Raw genomic sequence first — 16,800 nt, 5'->3', positions numbered from 1 at the left:
CTGAAGCCAAGGCGCGGTTCGGCTTCGAGGGAACTATTGGATACCGGCCGGCACCTCGGCCACCCGTACCGCCGCTGCGTGAGCCTGTCGGACCAACGCTTGCCTCTCGTCAGGAGTGAGGTCGGCCAACCGGCCGGCACCCGGCCCAGTCCCCAGCATCTCCGCAGCGCGCTTCGGGTCCTTGGCGATCATCGCCTGGGCGAGCGCCTTTGCCGTGTTGCTGCGCCAGGCGGCCTCGGCGGCTTGCCGGGCAAGCGGGTTGCCCATCTTGCCGATCAGCTCGAGCCCGCTCTGCCGGATCGCCTCGAACGTGCCGCTGTCGTCCGGGTCGCCCTGCGCGATGGCGCTTGTGTAACCGTCCTCGACCTTGCTCCACTCGGCCTGCTCATAGTTCTGGCGCCGCGCGTGCTGCTGCGCGGCCATGCGCGCCGAGCCGGCGAGCCGCAGAGCCTGCTTTTGCGCGAGGAAATTGGCGCGTTCGCCCTCCGGCACTTTCGCCGCGGTGTCGTCGAAGATCTGGTCGAACAGGCCGGGCCTGACGACGCCGTCGCTGCGCGGATCGAGCTGGCCATACATGAAGTCGTGCAGGCCGCTGCCGTCGGCCGGCGCGGTCTGCACCGCCACGGCCTCGGCGTGGGCGATGCGTGCGTTCAGCTCGCGGCCGATAATGTCGGCGTCGAACGCATCCTGCTGCTGCTTCTGCTGCCGGAAGCGTTCGGCTATCGCCGACAGCTCGTCGCCAAAGCCTTGCATGGCAGCGCCCACCGGCGAGCCGTTGGGATATGAGACCACAGTGCCGGTATCGAGGCGGCGCTGGGCAAGCTGGAGCGGGATGGTGGCCATCAGTAGAGGCCTCCACCCGGCGCCGGCGGGAAGGCGCTTCTGCCGAACGTCACCGCCTTGGCCGGGTCGTAGAGGCTGGAGATGCCGGACACGAGATTGCCGCCGGCCTTGAAGATCGAGGCGCCCACCGCCTGCCTGCCGGAAAAGCGCGCGATCGCCGCCTGCGTTGCGAGACCGTTCTGGCGCAGCTGCGAGCCGTACTGGATCGCCTTGAGGTCGAGCTGGCCCTGCCTGGCATTGGCCGCCAGCACCTCGGTCGGCGAACCAGAAATGGCGACGCCCGAAGCGCCGGCCTGGACACGCGCCTGCGCCTGCAGCAGATCCTGCTTGTGGCGCTCCTGGCCCTGCTCGAAGGCCGAGCTTTGGGCGTCGGCCCGCGCCTGCTGTTCATAGGCCTTGGCCTGGTACTCGGCCATTTGCTTCGATTGCTGGCCTTCCGCCAGCGCGCCGCCGACCGAAAGCGCCGTACCGATAAGAGCTAGTGTGCACATGGTCAGCCTCGTTCGCCGGCGGGAATGAATTTGCTTTTGATGCCGTCGACCGGCGCGCCGATCGCAGGGCGCCGGTCGAGCACGCCGCCCGGGCTGAGGAAGGACAAAAGCAGCCGGTCGGCCTGGATCGCCGGGCGGCTGAGACGCGACGGCGCGGCGGCCCGCGGGCCGGCCATGGCGGTGCGCCGGATGGTGGTCAGGTTGACCTTCAGGCCGACGGCGCCGTCGGCATCGAAAAGGCCGTTGGCGGCGGTGACGGCGCGGCTCAAGGCATCGGCCGCGAACAGCTCCTGGCGCAGCTGTTCGATCAGCCAGTGGACCGTGCGCCAGCGCTCGCCGAGAGCCTCGGCCTTTGTCCTGACCTCGTCGCCGGGCGCCGGCGTGGCGGCGACGGCTTCGGCGGGGGGTTCGTCCAGGGGGGCGCCAACGCGGCGCTCGTCCGCGTTCTCGATGGTTTTCTCTATCAGCGCGATTTCAGCGTTGCAGTCGTCCAATGCGGCACGCGCCGCCGTCAAATTGCCGGCGCCGAAGATCGCGTGAAACTTTTCCGTTTCCAGCTCGCCCTTGCGGGCGATCGCATCGTTGAGGTCGGTGTCGAGCAAGGCGCGGATGGCAGCGAAATCGGCAGCCGTCCGCGCCTTGCCGAGGTCTTCGGCATGGGTTGGGGTCACTGGTGGGTTCCTTGGTTGGGGAAGCGATGGAAGACGGAGCGGGTGATCTCCCCCCTCGAGGGGGAGATGGCCGGTAGGCCAGAGGGGGTCGTCTCGCGTGGAGCGCCGGCGTTCTTCCCCCGCGATGGAGGCGATAGGAGGCCGCGTCAGGACGAACCGACCCCCTCTGTCGCCTTCGGCGACATCTCCCCCTCGAGGGGGGAGATCAGCAGTTCCTAAGGCTCGGCGTCGAACACTGGTGTCATCGCCCTGATCGTGCAGGGCGTTGGATTGACGTGGCGGATCTTCACCCGCCCCTGCCCTTCCCAGCTATCGTCGATCGGCACCTCGACATTGCCGGTGAACAATTTCGCCATGCCGTCGGGTGCAACCACGGACGGGATGCGAACCTGCTCCCAGCGGCCGCGGATGAACGACTGGACCTGAAGCCCGGTTGTGTCGGTTTCCAGCAGCGAAAGAATGAGCTTGGCCACCTTCTTGCGCCGCCCGACGATCGATCCGTCGCGGCCGCCGACGTCGAGCTCCAGCGTGTTGGCTTCGGACTGGTAGCCGAGCCCGACCTGCCATTTGGCTGCCGTAGCCCCACCGGGCAGCGAAACCGCGCCAGCAGCCACAGCAAGGCCCTTGTAGACCTTGCCATCGGCCAAGACGTCGAGTGTTTCGCCGTTGAGATGATCAAGCCCTGAGACCGTGCCCACAGCGGCGCCCGAATAGGTCAGGCCGCAGTCGACTTCGAATGCATCGCCGATCCCGCCATACTCGAACGGCGCGGTCTTTATTTCGATATAGCGCCTGGTCACGCCGCCGATCGTGCGCTTGACGATCAGCCAGAGATCGTCGTTGCCGTCCTGGCCGGGCGTCACCATGGCGCTTTCGACAACGGCCCAGTTCGATCCTGCGAAGCTTCCGGCGATCTGGTGGATATGCATGCCGCGAACGTCCTGCGACGGCTGGTGCGTGTAGCCACCGAGCTCGCCATCCCCGAGCGGGAACCAGAGCAGCGGATCGGGGTCGGTCTGGAAGGCGAGTTCGACGACGCCTTTCTTGGGAATGTGCTCCGATATCTGACCGACATCGTCGGAGGTGAAGCGGCCGGTGGCGTTTTGCGTCAGCTCGGCGATCGATTTGCGGGAGCGGGTGACATAGAGGAACGACTGCCCCGCATCGACGGGACGCAGCGGGGCGCAACCGAAAGTCCGGGACCGGCGGTTCTTGAACGAGGACGGCGTCAGCGCCTCGTCGATGCCGGAGCCCGACAGCGCTCTCACCCCGCCAAGCGTTCCGATGATCAGCGCACCGTCCGATTCCGCCACCCACGTAATGTCATTGGCCTGGCCGCCACCTGCCTGCACGAATTCCAGCGCGTCGGTGTCTTTCTCACCGGTGGCGAAGTTATCGAAATCGCCGGTTTGCGAGGCATAGACCGAGAATTTTCGGCTGAACGCCAGACGCTCCTCGTAAAGCGAACCGCTCTGGACGTACTTGCCGGGCACGAACGTGCCGAGACGCCAGCGGATGATCGGGCTGAGATCGGGCAGAGCGTGCCCGTACAACTGGACCGTGACTACCGTCGTGCTGGTCCGGGCAACGACCTTGGCCCAGCGCCAGAAGCCATCCGCGCCAAGCAGACGAATGGCACGGCCGACATCGCTGGTCTGGAAGCCGATGCCGTCGTTGATGCCGACGATCGAGGAGGCCGAGAGATCAAACGGCGTTTGCGACGGCGCGTATTCGTGCAGGGCCAGTTCGGCGATAGCGGTTCCGTCGCTGCCGCCACCTGAAAACAGCAGCTGATAATATTCGTAGGCAACCGTGTTGTTGAAGCCGTCGAAGAAGCGGGTTTCCGACTTGGACCAGCCGGTCTCTCCGTCCCGGCTGTCGAGCGTCGTCCAGTCGGTGCCGTTGTGCGAGGCCTGGAATTGCCACTGGGTCGGCGATGCAGTGTCAGAGTGATCATTCGTCGCGGTAATCCAGTAGGCGTCGACTGTCTTGGCCCCGCCGCCGCCGAACTGGTAGCGCAGATACCCGCTCGGAAAGCCCGCTATGTTCTCCCCCTTCTGCTTGTCGCCATCGAACACCTGCCACACGTCGGATGAGCCGTTGCTGTTGCTGACCGTGCCGCTTGGCAGCGTATTCGCGACCATGACCGGCATGGCGTTGCCGGTTGCGGCCGGCGTTAGCGTCGTGGCCGTGGTGTTGATCTTGTCGTAAGGGCCGTCGAGAAAGACGAAATCGGCCAGCGTCCAGGTCGTGTGCGCGGTGCGCGTCAGCACTTTGACCGGATGATCCTTGTGGGTGATCCACATCTGGTCTGCCGACTGGACGAATTGCAGGTCGAACAGATCGGCCTCGGGATAAGGCGAAACGACTTCGACCGTGCCGACACGCGCGCCATAGGCGTAGACGCGGATGTAAAGATCGCCGAATTCGAGCGCATAGGCCTGATCAGCCGAGAAGATGAACGGGATCAGCCGTGTCGCCTTTGATGAGTCCCTCACCTCCGCGCAAAAATAGGTGCCGCCACGCTTCCTGATGCCGCCATGCGGCAGCGTGACGAAGTTCGTGCATTTCGACAGCGCCGCCCGGTAGAGGTCGAGCGAGGCGCGAGCATGCAAGCGGGGAGAAATCTCGCCGCGGATGAAAGCGTCCTGGACCGGATAGAGCGTGGTCATCGGCCGTCGCCCCGGCTGTCGCCGCGCTGGAAAGCCCAGGACGTCGTCGAAAATCTGCCGCCGCGCTGGATGGCATTGGCTGAATAGGCGGCGTCCAGCGCCCTGTCATAGGCGCTACGGGCGACGTCGATCATGCTGGCCTTGTGGGTCAACGGATGGGCGATCTTGATGGCGAGCGCCGCCACCAGCACTTCGCTGAACAGCGCGTCCCAGTCGTTGGGGTCGGTCAGATTGGCGACATAGCGGATGACGCGCGGTCCGGCCTGATCCGAATAGATCAGCCCGGCCTCCTGCCGCCATGAGAGCGGAACGCCGTCCGGCTCGCCGCTATGGGTCAGCGGCAAGGGCCGCAGGCAATCGGCGGGAAGCTCATAGGCGAAGTTCAGCGTGCCGGCGCCGCTGCCGGTGTCGAAGCCGGCGACCGAGGCCGCCAGGATGGCGAAGACAAAGGCATGCTTGGTCAATTCGGCCTCGCGGGTCAGGTCGAAATGCAGATTGAGCAGGCGCGCCGCCTTGGCGTCCTGGTCGAGGCTGTCGATCGGCGCCTCGTCGAGCAGGGCGAGCGCCATGTTGGCGATGTCGAGCGGGGTGATGGCCATGGCTCAGGCCTCCGGCTGTGTGGTTGGTCGGGGAAAACGGGGCATGGTGCCTCCACGGCAAAAAGCCGCTTCGAAGCGGCTGGGGATTTTTTGTGATTTGTGGCTTGGGCAGAACGTTGCACGGCTCGTGCATCGAACGTCACGACTCCAACCGCCCGTCAGGACACGGGTGGCAGGCGCTGCGTGATCCGCCTCTTTTCCGTTCGAAGTAAGGAAGACGGCAAAACTTCGGTTGTTGCAGTTTCAGGACACCGCCGCGCAACGCGGCGATGTCTTGCATGAATTGTGTCAGCCGACGTGTGCGCCGGTCGAGATCCCTGTTTCAGCTGACTTGGCAAAGACGCTTGCTTTCACCCTTCCGGCACCTCCCGCCAAAGCCAAGCCCCTGTCCAGGGCATCCTGAAGACTTGGCGTGTAGTAGGCGGTGTCTTCCAGGCCGCTGAAGAAGTTTATGCGATGAACTTCCCCCTTCTTGCTCATGACAATGCCCGCTTTTCGGAGCACTTCCTGAACTGTTTTGTACTTCATGTTCATGGTGACCTCCCTTACCAAGACAAGGCAGCATCGCCCTTTCTTGTAACTGTTTGGTGCCGTCGATTGGCCAAAGGGCAACATGAATGTTGTAGCGAACGCCAAAATTCACATCACTCCTACGCAGCGCAGTGGGTGAACTTGGGGTTCGCCACATCGGCCGACCTACCGTCCAGAAGGGGCGGGAGTTCTTCACTCCTGCCCCCTTCCAGCCCGATCAGGCCTCCGTCGTCTTCAGCGCGATGAACGTCATGTGCTTGACGCTCGACGCCGTGCGGTCCCAGTTCGCCGCCAGCGCCAGTTCCGCATCGGTGGCAAATTCACCGGCCGAGGACGCATCGAGGAAGCGGGTGCCCGGCACATGCGGCACGAAATGCCGGCGGCCGACCATTTCGGTGACGCCGCCGCCATGGCCCTGCCGCGGCTTGCGGTCGAACTCGAGCGGGCCGCCTTCGGTATTGACCGGCAGTTCGTTCCACAGGATCGCCTTGTCCTTGAACATTAACGCCGTGTAGACGCCGCCGGCAACCGGAATGTCGTCGTCGACGACGGCTCTGAGCCCCATGTAATAGGGGATCAGCGGCCCGCCCTGCTCGGACGACGGCACATAGTCGATGAGGTCGGCGAGCTTCAGCGCCTTCATCTGCTTCGAATGCATCCAGATCGTCTTGAACTTGTCGGCGCGGTCGCCCATCAGGTAGGCGGCCTCGATGATGTCGGTGTCGACGATGGAAGCACCGGTGACGCGCACCAGGTCACTGCCGTCATTGGCGATGTTGTCGGCCAGCACGCCTTTCAGTATGCCCAGCAGCGTCAGCTTGTTGGCGCGCTGCCAGTAGTCGGTCTGGCGGCGCACGATAAGCTTCTGCGGATCGTCGCCGGCAAGGATCGAGGTCAGATCCGGGATGCCCCAGGCCTGCGCACGCACATTGCGGGCCGCGACTTCGCGGCGCGCGCCGATCTTCTTCATCTCGATCGAGTCGGCCGGGTCGTCATTGACCGGCTCGGACGGATCGTTGCCGAGGTCCTTCCAGCCGGGCATGTCGACAGAACGTCCGCCCAGGCTGAGCTTCGAGGCGATCGACGGGTCGGAAAACAGGATCCCGGCCTGGTAAATCTCCAGCGACTGGACGTGCTCCTCGAACGAGTATTGCGCATAGACGGAGGGAACGATCGCGTCCGCGATACGGGTATAGGCGTCTGCCATTTTTGTCTTCCTTCAGGTTTGGGTTAAAGAGGATTGTTGGGCATCCACAGGTCGGGATTTTCGCCGGCCTCGCGTGCCAGCCGCCGGGCGCGGGCGGGGTCGCTTTTGACCAGGGCTGAGATGCCAGTCAGGTTGCGCTCGCCGGCGGCATTGCGCTTGAAGGGATTGCCTCCGCTCAAGGCAGCATTGCCGTCGATCGTGTCTTCGCGGAACATCGCCTCGCCGATGGCGTGGAACGCCTTGGCGATCTGCGGGTCGGTCAAGGCACCGTCCGGCAGAAGGATGCCCTTCGCCTTGTAGGCATTGACCAGTCCGAGCTTTTTCATCGCCCGGTTGGCGACCTCGAGCTTCTGGCGAAAGCCATCGCTGCCGGTCGGCCCCCAATCCCTGACGAGATCGTCATGCGTCGTGTCGACTGAACGGGCAAGGGCGATCTGCTGTGCCTTGGCCTGCTCGGCCATGTAGCCGACGAAGCGGTCGTGATAGGCCTGTGCGACCTTCGGGGTAGCACCTGCCTCGACCGCCCAGGCCTTGGACGCATTGGCGAGCTCGTCCGAATAGGCGAAGTTTTCGGGGAGCCCGTCGGGGCGCCGGTACTCGACCTTCTCGGGTGAGGTCAGCGGACGCATCGCCTCGGGCAGCCGGGCATGGAACCTGTCCCAGTCTTCCGCGGCTGCATCGGCTGCCGGAACGCGCAGGCTCTCGCCCTGCTGCCGCTCCAGCTCCGCATAGGAGGCGAAGACTCGATCGAGGCTTTCAGGCTTGGTCCAGCCCTTGGTTTCAGCGAGCTTGCGGTTGCCTTCGGAAAGACCGTCAAACCAGCTTGTGGCCGTAGGCGGGGCGGACCCGTTGTCCCCGTTGGCCGGTGGCCGTGCAAGGTTGCCCGCCGGTGGCGCCGCCACCACGGACCCGGCGTCTGCCAGATCTGTCATGAGAAGATTCCTTTTGTTACAGAATTAAAGGCCGGTGATGAGAGCACTGGCGGCGAAGCTTGGTATCTCCCCCCTCGAGGGGAGATGGCCGGCAGGCCAGAGGGGGTAGCCGCGCGTGGAGCGCCGACCTCATCTGTCGCCGGGCGTCGCGCCCGGTCGAACCGACCCCCTCTGTCGCCTTCGGCAACATCTCCCCCTCAAGGGGGGAGATTAGCGCCTACGCATTATCGCCCCAGTTCTCCCAGAGCAGCGTGATGGTGCCCGACACCGCCAGCGTGCCGTCGGCGTCGATATCGGTGCCGGTCGCAAACGCCAGGTTGAGATAGAGGTCGACCGGCGTCACGGTGCCGTCGAGCGTCAAGGCTGCGGCAACATCGGCAATCGACGCGCTCGACGGCGCGGCACCCGCGCCATCCAGCGTACGTCCGGTCGCGGCCAGCACGTTCACCATGGTGCCGGCAAGCACAGCGCTCGACGCTGCCGCCGAGCCGAGCGACCAGGTCAGCGCGGCATTGTCGTTGATGGTCGAGGCGCGCGGCGTCAGCACGGCGAACTGCAGTCTTGCCGTGCCGCCCTTGATCCGCACCTTGCCATCGAGAAAGTCGAAGAGCTTCTGGCTGGCAAAGCCCTGCGCATCGGTGACCGGCACCGGCATGGCATTGAACGAAAAGGCGGTGCGGTAGGCGCCGCCCTGTCCGGTCGTCCTGGCTATCAGCCCTGCCCTGGGTGGGGCAAGGCCGGCTTCTCTGGCGGCGGCACGCGAAAGCGTCCGGGCAAGACCTCGGGTCATTTGGTATCTCCATTCTTGCGGAATTGAAAACGGGGTCGGCTGGGCCGCCGCACGCAACAGCGGCAAAAGCGCATGGACATTTGGATCAGTTATGTGTATCTATACACAACATGAAGAGCGCCGATGTCATCCACAGGCTGTTGGCGGATGGCTGGTACGAAGTGGCTCGAAAAGGAAGTCACGCCCAGTTCAAGCACAAATCCAGGCCGGGCCGGGTGACAGTTCCGCATCCCAAGCGCGACATCCCGATCGGCACTCTCAAGAGTATTGAAAAACAATCCGGCGTGAAGCTGAGGTAGAGAAATGCGGAACTATATCGGATTGATCCACAAGCAAGCGGACAGCGACTTCGGCGTCTCCTTTCCCGATTTTCCGGGCCTGGTGACAGCCGGCGTCAACCTGGATGATGCCCGTGCCATGGCCGGGGAAGCACTGGCCTTTCATGTCGAGGGGCTGGTCGAGGATGGCGAGGCCATTCCCGAGCCGTCATCCCTGGAGGAAGTGATGTCGGACAAGGACAATCTGAGCGGTGTCGCCATCCTGGTTCCCTTGAAAGCTGAAGCTGCGAAGGTCGTGCGTGTCAACGTCACCATTCCGGAAGATGTCCTCGATCAGATTGACCGATATGCGGAGCGCCACGGCTACAGCCGATCCGGATTTCTGGCCGCTGCGGCGAAGAAGGTAATGCAGATCGAGGCAGCGTAGGGCTCTCGAAGGTCGACTGGAGATGAAGCTCTTTGGGTCTTGTTCGGTTACTTTCTTTGCGGATCAGGCCGTCAGACAAAACAACCATGTCTTATTTCGTGAGGCACGGTGCCTATGTTCCGCCGCAAATGCGACCGCACTTGGCAAAATCGCCCCGTGTATTAGTTCATAGGTTTCAAGGGAGTACCAGACGATGACCATGTCCAGAGCCATTGCCGCCATGCTCGTGACCGCCGCATTGGCAGGCTGTGCGCAGACCGAAGCACAGCAGAGAACCAGCACCGGCGCGCTGCTCGGCGCCGGCGCCGGCGCGCTCGCCGGCCAGGCGATCGGCGGCAACACCAAGAGCACGGTCATCGGTGCCGGAGCCGGCGCCCTGCTGGGCGCCGTCGTCGGCAACGCCACCACGCCGCAGCCGCCGCCCGGCGAACAGCTTTGCCGCTATCAGGACCGCACCAGCGGCCGCATCTACACCGCCCCCTGCGACGACCGGTATTATAACGGCGATTATTGAGCCGGCGCGGGCTGCAAATCACGACAAGGCCGGCGGGACAGCACCCCCCTCTGGCCTGCCGGCCATCTCCCCCTCAAGGGGGGAGATTGGGTATCTTGTCTGCTTCCGCCAATCACCAACGTTGCAGGATTGGCGGCTAGGGCGAAGCTGCTGATCTCCCCCCTGGAGGGGGAGATGGCCGGCAGGCCAGAGGGGGGCGCCTCGCGCCTTTCGGACCTTATCCTACCTCCCCTCCGCCCTCGCCGCCTTCTCCAGCGCAGCCAACTGCGCCTCGTCCAGTGTCAGGAACCCCATAATATGCTGCACCACTTCGGCCCGCGCATTGCTGAGCGCGCTGTGCAGCTCGAAGCCGTTCGGCGTCTTGGTCTTGGCCAACCACTCGCCATAGGACGGGCGGCGGTAATAGCCGGTTGCGGCCGCCAGGTCGGCCAGCACGATCTCGCCGTCCTGGCCCGAGAACACCCTGAGATAGGCCTTGGCCAGCGCATCCCGCGCCTTGGCCGGGCCGCCGGCCTGGCTGGAATGGGCGAAGCGTTTGCCGCTCATGCGCCCTGCCCGCCCGAAGCATCTTGCACAGCCTGCGGCATCAGCCCGTCGAGCAGGCCGCCGTCGCGCGCCTGCACTGCCGCCGGCACGGCATCCCTGGCGACCTTGCCGGCGGCAGCCATCGCCGCCATGCCGGCCTGTTCAGCTTGAGCCTTGGCTCTGGCATCGCGGATGCCGGCCACCTCGTCCTGGCGGCGAAAAATGCGCTGCGGGCTGCGGCCGGCGCCCTGCACGATCTTCAGCGCCTCGTCGCCGTCGATATTGTCCATCACGCCGGGGTCGAACTGCGCCATCTGCATGGCTGTGGTGACCACCTGGATGGTGTCGCGCGCCTCGGCCGAGCGGCGCAGCACGTCGAGCGGACCGGTGAAGGTCGGCCGCAGCGCCTTGCCGGCGAGGCTCGCGGGTGGCAGGAAGCGGCTGTCTTCCTCGTAAAGTCCCTTGTCTTCCAGAATACCCAGCTCGCGGTCGAGATTGCTGGCAAAGCCGGCCTGGATGATCGAACCGGACGGCCCGAGCAGCGCGCCCTTCTCCTCCTGCCGGATCAAGGCTTCGGTCGCCGTCATCTGCGGGTTCTGCACCAGCGTCTGGAACAGGTTGACGAACATCATGTCGCGGATCTCCTCGGCCCGGCTGTCGGCATAATTGAACGCATAGGTCGGGTTCTGGCCGGTGGCGATCGGCGCGATCAGCGGCCGGCCGGCATCGTCGATGAGGCCGGGATAGTTCTCGCCGGGATTGAGCACCGGCACATAGTCGAGCCTGGCCTTGGAGGCGGTCGCCGGATCGGTGATCTGCTGCAGCGCGCGAAGGCCGGAGCGCCGCACCGCGTTCTCTTCGCGCACCGTCGTCAGTGCCTCGATGGTCGGCGAGATGCCGTACGGATCGCCTTCGTAGCGGCGCCAGTTGAAGCACGACACCGGGAACGAGCGAAACCCGCTTTCCCTGACGATCGCCTCCTCGTCCTCGATCACGTGATAGGAAGCGAACGCCGTATCGAGATACTGGTAGGAGCCGCTCAGACTGTACATCTTGCGCTCGTCGCGCGGCTGGACGCACTGGATCAGCGAGATTTTCGTCTCGCATTTGACGGGGTCGTCGACCAGAATCTTGATCCGCGCCGGCAGTCTGTCGTAGCCGAGCAATTGCGCCGCCTGCCGCGCCGTGCGCTCGTAGCGGCGGTGGAAGATGTCGACCTGGCCCCAGCGGTTGCGTGAGAGATAGCCTTCGACCACAGGGATCGAGGCATAGCGGATCAGCGTGCCGCCAAAACCTTCCTCGGCATAGAGATAGGCCGGGCCGTAGCGCACGACATTGCGCAGGCAAGCCTGCGTTGCCGGCACGAAATTGGAATTGGCGGAATAGCGCAGCGAGAACAGGAAGTCGCGCAGCGCTTCCGCCCATTCCTTTTCCTCGTCGGTCTCCTCGTCGTTGATGGCTGCAGTCGACAACCCATGCCATTTCTCCGACTGCGGAATGATCAGGCTTTCCAGCCCCGCGGCCAGCCGGTTGGCGGCCGAGTTGATGGTGTTGGCGTAGACGCGCGCACCGCGCCGCTCCTGCCGCTCAGCCTGCGAATCGACGCCGGCCTGGCGGCGGCCACTCCACATATCGGGCGCGTCGGGATCGCAGAATTCGGACACCGCCTCCCAGACATGCTCATACTGGCTGCGCTCGCTCTCCAGTTCAGCCTGTCGCGCCAGGATATCGCGGGCACGGGAATCGCTCATGGTCAGCCTCGCTTGATGAACTCAATGGGGAAAAGAAAGAAATGGCGGGACGCCGAGGCTGCCGATCTCCCCCCTCGAGGGGGAGATGTCCGGTAGGACAGAGGGGGTCGTCTCGCGTGGATCGGCGACCCCCTCTGTCGCCTTCGGCGACATCTCCCCCTCAAGGGGGAGATTGGAAGCGCCTTATTCCGCCGGCGTCGTCTCCAGCGCCGGGCTCCGCCCAAAGCGCTGCACCACGAAACGGCCCATCTTCTGGCCGGGTACTTCGATCAGCATGTAGGTGATCCAGGACAGCAGGCACACCACTGGCAAGACGACGACAGTGACGATCGCGAAGCGCAGCGGCGCCGACAGCTCGTGGCCGAACTGGGTGATGACCAGAGCCGCAACCGGCTGGAGAACCAGCAGATGGATCAGATAGATGCTGAAGGAAAGCTCACCCATCAAATGAAAGAACCTGTTGGCGAGCATCATGGCGATGTTTCTGGCCACGATACCCGCCATTCCCGGCAGCATGCGGTAGAGAACCAAGGCAAAGAACCCCAGGACGAGCGCTTCGCGCATCAACAGCTTGCTCAGCCCATAGCCGCCGCCGAACGGCAGCGCCGCCAGCAGCATGGCCAATGCCAGATGCACGAAGGGCCGCTTCTGCCTTTGATGGACGACGCCCGCCAGCAGCATCCCGCACAGGAAAATCTGCATCTTCAGCGGCAGGAACGACGGCATCGGAAAATGCACCGACAACTGCCCCATCAAGAACACCATCGCGCTGCCGGTCGCCGCGACCAGCATGGCCGCCCATAGCCAGTCAAGCCTGCGGACCAGCAGCATGATGGCCGGAAACAGTGCGTAGAACTGCATCTCCAAGCCCAGGCTCCAGTCCGGCAGCGGCGTGCGATAGGCGAAATTCGGCACCAGGCCGAACAGGAACAGCAGATGGGCGCCGATATTCTTCAGGCCGCTGTCGAGATAACGCTCGGGCGCCTGCGGCGACCGCAGCAGGAACTCGTCGATGACCATTCTCGACCCGTAGAGATAGGGGCCAAGCGCCAGGGCAACGAACAGCATGATGTAGAACAGCGGCGCTATCCTGAAATAGCGGCGGGTCCAGAATTTCAGCCAGGTTTCCGGCCTTTGCCAGGGCTCCTTGTCCTGTCGCAGCTGGTAGTGGAACACCATCAGGAAGCCGGACAGCATGATGAACAGATCGACGCCGAGATCCGGTTCGCCAAGAACAGGAATCTGCCAGCCGGTCAACAACAAGCAGTGCCCGATGAGCACCCAGATCGCGGCAAGCGCCCGAAGCCCGTCCAGGCACTCGATGCGCGATGACCGGGCTTCTGTCATGCCGAACTCCTCGATTGCCATGTTGCAATGCAGCATGGCGGCTGAGGGAGGAATGTCAACCGTGCGGAAGGAACACGATTTGCGCTGTGCTGTTACGGAAAAGGCGGAAGCTGCCTTGACCTTCTCCCCTTGTGGGAGAAGGTGGCCGAGCGAAGCTCGGTCGGATGAGGGGTGTTGGACCGATCGCTATTTTGCAGAGGTAAGCTCTTCAAATCGCTAAAGGTTTTTTCGCCTCATTCCTTCCAGCACCCCTCATCCGGCTCGGCGCTGCCGCACCGATCCACCTTCTCCCACAAGGGGAGAAGGAAGAGCCCTCATCCCGCCTCTCTTCTTCACCAACCGCGCATGCCGCCGCCAGTACCACCACGCCAGCACCCGGTTGCGGAACACTCTTCTCATGGCGCCCATGTCACACCCCCAGCAGCACGCGGCGCTGGCCGGTGAGCTCACTGGGCGACAAATCGGTCTTCACGGTTCCGGCGGTGCCGTCATTGGCCGCAAGCTGGGCCCGCAAAGCGGCTTCGCGCGCCTGCACGTCCTTGTCGGCAATGGTCGGCGTCGGCGGCAACGGCTTCAGCGCCGGCGGTTTTTGGAAGAGGCACATGGTTTTCTCCAAAGTGAGAGGCTCTTGTCCAGTCGTAGAGCAGAAAATCCTCGCCGTTCCGGCCATAGCCCGGCAGGCGGCAGCGTTGCGTTGCACCCAGCCGGGCAAGCCAGCGCAGCGCCAGTTGATTGGCGGCCAGCGCTCGCGCCTCGACCCGCCACGCGCCGCGCGCGGCAACTTCAGGCCCGAGCACGGCATGAAAGAATTCCGTAATCCCAGGCACGCAGCGCCTCATGCGGCGCGTGCCCCAGCTCCAGGCGATCCATAAGCCGCCGCGCTGTTCGGCAGCGCCGAAGCCGGCCTCCGGATTGCCGTCGAGCTCGGCGACATAGGCAAACCCCTGCAGCGCCGTCAACGCCAGCAGCGCCGGCGACCAGTCATCGAACTGGCAATCGATCTCGGCCCGGTCTTCGGGCCGGAGGTTGGCGGCGATGTAGGAGAGATCGCGCAAAGTGGCAGGGATGATGCGGACGGTCATGTTGGGTCATTTTCCGGCACGCTGCGAAGCGGAGAGCCCTAGGGAAACGAGGCCGCCAAGCTAGATTGACTCTCTTTGCCGTCTGGATTTCCTTGGCCTGTGACTTGTGGATGTACCTATGGGACAAGCGCATGACTTGTCGTAACTGTGCGCCGATCAAGGAGACCCGTACGATCTTTAGCACCGGTCGTCTCGCGGCGGCGATCACGATGGCCAAAGAGGCCATACGCGACGGTATTCTGCAGGAAGTACCGGGTGGTCCTATGTCGAGTGTCATCCCGTTTTCGGATCTCAACCCGGATGGACCATGGGACGATCTGCTTCGTTACCGCTTTCGGTGCACGACCTGCGCACAGGTTTTCTTGCTCTCCGCAGAGACCTATCATGGCAGCGGCGGCGAATGGGCTAAGGAGCCCGGCTAAGCTTTTCGGCGCTTCGTCCTATGCGTCCGCCGCGAATCTCAGTCCTGGCGTATCTTCGCGGACATCCGGCTGTCGATCTCGGTCAGCTTGGCGAGAATGCCTTCCTGCGCCTGCACCATCGCCTGTTGAACGCGGATCAGCTTGAAGGTGAGCCAGATCGTTACCCAAAGGCTTGCTGCGAGATAAATCAGCATCGGCATCCAGGAGATGAATATCCCGAGCAGCGAGTTTTCCGATTCCATATTGCCCCCTAACATGATGTTGCCGCTACATCGTCGTTTTGCCGCCGGGCGTGCATAAACGCAAGCATCGTCACCGAAACGCCCCCAGCGGATCGCTCTGCCCGGCCTTCCGCCGCGCGGCCTTGAACACCGCGGGGTCGACCTGCGCTTCCCTCAGCATCATCACGCCGTAGCGTGTCGCTGCCATCAAATCGTCGCGCAGCTTCACCACCTGGCCGTCCCTGCGATGATAGAGACGGAACTCCTCGAACCAGGGCAAGAGCGTCGAAACCACCTTGAAGCGGCCTGATTGCATGCGGCCGAGCATCGGCCCGACCGCCACCGAGCCGCCGGCGAACTGCGCGCGGGTGCCAAGCCTCTATTTGTAAGCCACTGCTGCGCTTGCAGGTCCCGCCAATGGAATAATCTCGCAGCGACTAAACCCTGCCACTTTGCACCACTCGGTGAACTGGGCGCCGGTGAAGTCAAACGCCTCGCCAAATTCGATCAGCATGTTCAGCGACATCATGAGACCGAAGCCGTTTTGCCTGCGTTCATCGTCGATGATGTTCTCGATGGCGACCAGCGCGCCGCCGGTCGGCAATGCACGATAGGCCTTGGCGATCAGCATTTTCTTGTTCTCGAGATTCCAGTCGTGAAGGATCATTCCCATCGTGATGATGTCCGCCTTGGGGAATTCGTCCGCGAAGAAGTCCATCGTCTCGGCGATGACCCGGCCGCCGAGATTGCGCTCCCTCAAGCGCCGTTCGGCGATCGGCTGCACATCGGCGAGATCGCACGTCCGGCATTGCATGTGCGGATGCCGCGCCGCGACGATGGCCGAAAGCTGCCCGGTTGCGCCGCCTATATCGGCCAGCGTCTTATATTTGGAAAAGTCGAATTTCTCGGCAAACGCCGTGAAATTGCCCATGGAGATGCCGCTCATCGCGTCCATGAACTGCTCCAGGCGCGCCGGGTCCGCATAGAGCTCGCCGAACATCGACTTGCCTGTCTCCTTGATCTCGTTTTGAGGCTTTCCGGTTTGCAATGCCGGTGTGAGATCGCCCCAGAACCGATACAGTCGTGCGTTCGCCATCTCAAGGATTCCACCGATGTATTGGGGGCTCCGCTTGACCAGGAACAGCGCGGTCGATGGCGTATTGCCGTATTTGCCGGTTTCACCGGCGCCGTCCCTCTGCAGCAATCCGAGCGCGACGAGGGTGTCGAGAAAATCATACGTTGCGCGCGGATGCAGCCCCATCGCGCCTTGCAGTTCGAGGCCCGTTTTGGGGCCGTCCGCAAGCAGCGAGAAGAGTCCCAGTTCCACGGCGCTCAACAATGTCTTGGCTGGCCAGAACCCAAAGCCAATTTGCAGTATGTGGTCTGGAGAAATTCCGTTTTTCATCTGATCCTCCCCTATCGGCGAATGCCCCCGTGAGGCCACGCCGATGCGTCCCTTGAGCGGGATCATTCGATGCTACACCACGTCCACGGACG

At 63.6% G+C, this 16,800-nt stretch carries 19 protein-coding genes; 3 read left to right on the top strand and 16 right to left on the bottom strand.

What is annotated here, in order from left to right:
• Nucleotides 1-33 precede the first annotated feature (33 nt).
• The 9 genes from NKI52_RS23625 to NKI52_RS23585 form a co-directional block, all read right to left on the bottom strand.
• Complete coding sequence (locus NKI52_RS23625) at nt 34-843, bottom strand: hypothetical protein (RefSeq protein ID WP_352699857.1); 810 nt, start codon at nt 841-843, stop codon at nt 34-36.
• Nucleotides 843-1,334 carry a hypothetical protein gene (locus NKI52_RS23620; RefSeq protein WP_352594187.1) on the bottom strand — a complete coding sequence of 164 codons (492 nt, stop codon included), beginning with the start codon at nt 1,332-1,334 and terminating at the stop codon, nt 843-845. Before NKI52_RS23620 ends, NKI52_RS23625 begins: the two co-directional genes overlap by 1 nt.
• Before the next feature lie 2 nt (nt 1,335-1,336).
• Nucleotides 1,337-2,005 carry a hypothetical protein gene (locus NKI52_RS23615; protein WP_352699855.1) on the bottom strand — a complete coding sequence of 223 codons (669 nt, stop codon included), beginning with the start codon at nt 2,003-2,005 and terminating at the stop codon, nt 1,337-1,339.
• 215 nt (nt 2,006-2,220) lie between these two features.
• Nucleotides 2,221-4,677, bottom strand: coding sequence for a phage tail protein (locus tag NKI52_RS23610; protein ID WP_352699853.1), 2,457 nt, complete (start codon nt 4,675-4,677; stop codon nt 2,221-2,223).
• Nucleotides 4,674-5,276, bottom strand: coding sequence for a phage connector family protein (locus tag NKI52_RS23605; protein WP_352699851.1), 603 nt, complete (start codon nt 5,274-5,276; stop codon nt 4,674-4,676). The genes NKI52_RS23610 and NKI52_RS23605 overlap by 4 nt, the downstream gene beginning before the upstream one ends.
• A gap of 288 nt (nt 5,277-5,564) precedes the next feature.
• Nucleotides 5,565-5,810 (bottom strand): hypothetical protein, encoded by a 246-nt coding sequence (locus NKI52_RS23600; RefSeq protein ID WP_031211513.1) that lies wholly within the window; start codon nt 5,808-5,810, stop codon nt 5,565-5,567.
• A 214-nt stretch (nt 5,811-6,024) separates the two neighbouring features.
• Nucleotides 6,025-7,014 carry a Coat protein gene (locus NKI52_RS23595; RefSeq protein WP_352699849.1) on the bottom strand — a complete coding sequence of 330 codons (990 nt, stop codon included), beginning with the start codon at nt 7,012-7,014 and terminating at the stop codon, nt 6,025-6,027.
• Nucleotides 7,015-7,037: 23 nt separating this feature from the next.
• Nucleotides 7,038-7,946 (bottom strand): hypothetical protein, encoded by a 909-nt coding sequence (locus NKI52_RS23590; RefSeq protein ID WP_352699847.1) that lies wholly within the window; start codon nt 7,944-7,946, stop codon nt 7,038-7,040.
• 217 nt (nt 7,947-8,163) lie between these two features.
• Nucleotides 8,164-8,736: a hypothetical protein gene (locus NKI52_RS23585; RefSeq protein WP_352699845.1), complete on the bottom strand. Its 573-nt coding sequence runs from the start codon at nt 8,734-8,736 to the stop codon at nt 8,164-8,166.
• A gap of 110 nt (nt 8,737-8,846) precedes the next feature.
• Between NKI52_RS23585 and NKI52_RS23580 the strand changes: the two genes are divergently transcribed.
• The 3 genes from NKI52_RS23580 (at nt 8,847) to NKI52_RS23570 (ending at nt 9,955) form a co-directional block, all read left to right on the top strand.
• Nucleotides 8,847-9,035, top strand: coding sequence for a type II toxin-antitoxin system HicA family toxin (locus tag NKI52_RS23580; RefSeq protein ID WP_352699843.1), 189 nt, complete (start codon nt 8,847-8,849; stop codon nt 9,033-9,035).
• A 4-nt stretch (nt 9,036-9,039) separates the two neighbouring features.
• On the top strand, nt 9,040-9,441 hold the full coding sequence (locus NKI52_RS23575) for a type II toxin-antitoxin system HicB family antitoxin (protein ID WP_352541138.1): 402 nt from the start codon (nt 9,040-9,042) through the stop codon (nt 9,439-9,441).
• Nucleotides 9,442-9,634: 193 nt separating this feature from the next.
• The gene (locus tag NKI52_RS23570; protein WP_352472074.1) at nt 9,635-9,955 is read left to right on the top strand and encodes a YMGG-like glycine zipper-containing protein; all 321 of its coding nucleotides are present in this window, start codon (nt 9,635-9,637) and stop codon (nt 9,953-9,955) included.
• Between the two features lie 222 nt (nt 9,956-10,177).
• Here the strand turns inward: NKI52_RS23570 and NKI52_RS23565 are convergent, their stop codons facing one another.
• The 7 genes from NKI52_RS23565 to NKI52_RS23535 all read right to left on the bottom strand — a co-directional run bounded on the left by NKI52_RS23565 (nt 10,178) and on the right by NKI52_RS23535 (nt 16,774).
• Nucleotides 10,178-10,501, bottom strand: a complete 324-nt coding sequence (locus NKI52_RS23565; RefSeq protein WP_352699840.1) for a Bbp19 family protein — start codon at nt 10,499-10,501, stop codon at nt 10,178-10,180.
• Nucleotides 10,498-12,231 carry a portal protein gene (locus tag NKI52_RS23560; protein WP_352699838.1) on the bottom strand — a complete coding sequence of 578 codons (1,734 nt, stop codon included), beginning with the start codon at nt 12,229-12,231 and terminating at the stop codon, nt 10,498-10,500. Before NKI52_RS23560 ends, NKI52_RS23565 begins: the two co-directional genes overlap by 4 nt.
• A gap of 183 nt (nt 12,232-12,414) precedes the next feature.
• Nucleotides 12,415-13,578 carry an acyltransferase family protein gene (locus NKI52_RS23555; RefSeq protein ID WP_352699836.1) on the bottom strand — a complete coding sequence of 388 codons (1,164 nt, stop codon included), beginning with the start codon at nt 13,576-13,578 and terminating at the stop codon, nt 12,415-12,417.
• Between the two features lie 488 nt (nt 13,579-14,066).
• The gene (locus NKI52_RS23550) at nt 14,067-14,660 is read right to left on the bottom strand and encodes a hypothetical protein (protein WP_352699834.1); all 594 of its coding nucleotides are present in this window, start codon (nt 14,658-14,660) and stop codon (nt 14,067-14,069) included.
• Between the two features lie 460 nt (nt 14,661-15,120).
• Nucleotides 15,121-15,324: a hypothetical protein gene (locus NKI52_RS23545; protein ID WP_023675723.1), complete on the bottom strand. Its 204-nt coding sequence runs from the start codon at nt 15,322-15,324 to the stop codon at nt 15,121-15,123.
• 70 nt (nt 15,325-15,394) lie between these two features.
• Nucleotides 15,395-15,646, bottom strand: coding sequence for a hypothetical protein (locus NKI52_RS23540; RefSeq protein WP_031211505.1), 252 nt, complete (start codon nt 15,644-15,646; stop codon nt 15,395-15,397).
• A gap of 36 nt (nt 15,647-15,682) precedes the next feature.
• A complete protein-coding gene (locus NKI52_RS23535; protein ID WP_352699832.1) occupies nt 15,683-16,774 on the bottom strand; it encodes a methyltransferase in 1,092 nt (363 codons plus the stop codon).
• Nucleotides 16,775-16,800: the final 26 nt, after the last annotated feature.

Source organism: Mesorhizobium sp. M0590, assembly GCF_040320905.1.
Classification (GTDB): domain Bacteria; phylum Pseudomonadota; class Alphaproteobacteria; order Rhizobiales; family Rhizobiaceae; genus Mesorhizobium.
The sequence above is the reverse complement of the archived record's forward strand: the minus strand, read 5'-3'. Positions and strand labels throughout refer to the sequence as shown.

Excerpts from the sequence above, each read along its gene's own strand:
- NKI52_RS23565 (WP_352699840.1), bottom strand. The coding sequence starts at position 10,501 with ATGAGCGGCAAACGCTTCGCCCATTCCAGCCAGGCCGGCGGCCCGGCC.
- NKI52_RS23555 (WP_352699836.1), bottom strand. The coding sequence starts at position 13,578 with ATGACAGAAGCCCGGTCATCGCGCATCGAGTGCCTGGACGGGCTTCGG.
- NKI52_RS23580 (WP_352699843.1), top strand. The coding sequence starts at position 8,847 with ATGAAGAGCGCCGATGTCATCCACAGGCTGTTGGCGGATGGCTGGTAC.
- NKI52_RS23620 (WP_352594187.1), bottom strand. The coding sequence starts at position 1,334 with ATGTGCACACTAGCTCTTATCGGTACGGCGCTTTCGGTCGGCGGCGCG.
- NKI52_RS23535 (WP_352699832.1), bottom strand. The coding sequence starts at position 16,774 with ATGATCCCGCTCAAGGGACGCATCGGCGTGGCCTCACGGGGGCATTCG.
- NKI52_RS23590 (WP_352699847.1), bottom strand. The coding sequence starts at position 7,946 with ATGACAGATCTGGCAGACGCCGGGTCCGTGGTGGCGGCGCCACCGGCG.
- NKI52_RS23550 (WP_352699834.1), bottom strand. The coding sequence starts at position 14,660 with ATGACCGTCCGCATCATCCCTGCCACTTTGCGCGATCTCTCCTACATC.
- NKI52_RS23600 (WP_031211513.1), bottom strand. The coding sequence starts at position 5,810 with ATGAACATGAAGTACAAAACAGTTCAGGAAGTGCTCCGAAAAGCGGGC.
- NKI52_RS23545 (WP_023675723.1), bottom strand. The coding sequence starts at position 15,324 with ATGGAATCGGAAAACTCGCTGCTCGGGATATTCATCTCCTGGATGCCG.
- NKI52_RS23575 (WP_352541138.1), top strand. The coding sequence starts at position 9,040 with ATGCGGAACTATATCGGATTGATCCACAAGCAAGCGGACAGCGACTTC.
- NKI52_RS23570 (WP_352472074.1), top strand. The coding sequence starts at position 9,635 with ATGACCATGTCCAGAGCCATTGCCGCCATGCTCGTGACCGCCGCATTG.
- NKI52_RS23625 (WP_352699857.1), bottom strand. The coding sequence starts at position 843 with ATGGCCACCATCCCGCTCCAGCTTGCCCAGCGCCGCCTCGATACCGGC.
- NKI52_RS23560 (WP_352699838.1), bottom strand. The coding sequence starts at position 12,231 with ATGAGCGATTCCCGTGCCCGCGATATCCTGGCGCGACAGGCTGAACTG.
- NKI52_RS23610 (WP_352699853.1), bottom strand. The coding sequence starts at position 4,677 with ATGACCACGCTCTATCCGGTCCAGGACGCTTTCATCCGCGGCGAGATT.
- NKI52_RS23595 (WP_352699849.1), bottom strand. The coding sequence starts at position 7,014 with ATGGCAGACGCCTATACCCGTATCGCGGACGCGATCGTTCCCTCCGTC.
- NKI52_RS23585 (WP_352699845.1), bottom strand. The coding sequence starts at position 8,736 with ATGACCCGAGGTCTTGCCCGGACGCTTTCGCGTGCCGCCGCCAGAGAA.
- NKI52_RS23605 (WP_352699851.1), bottom strand. The coding sequence starts at position 5,276 with ATGGCCATCACCCCGCTCGACATCGCCAACATGGCGCTCGCCCTGCTC.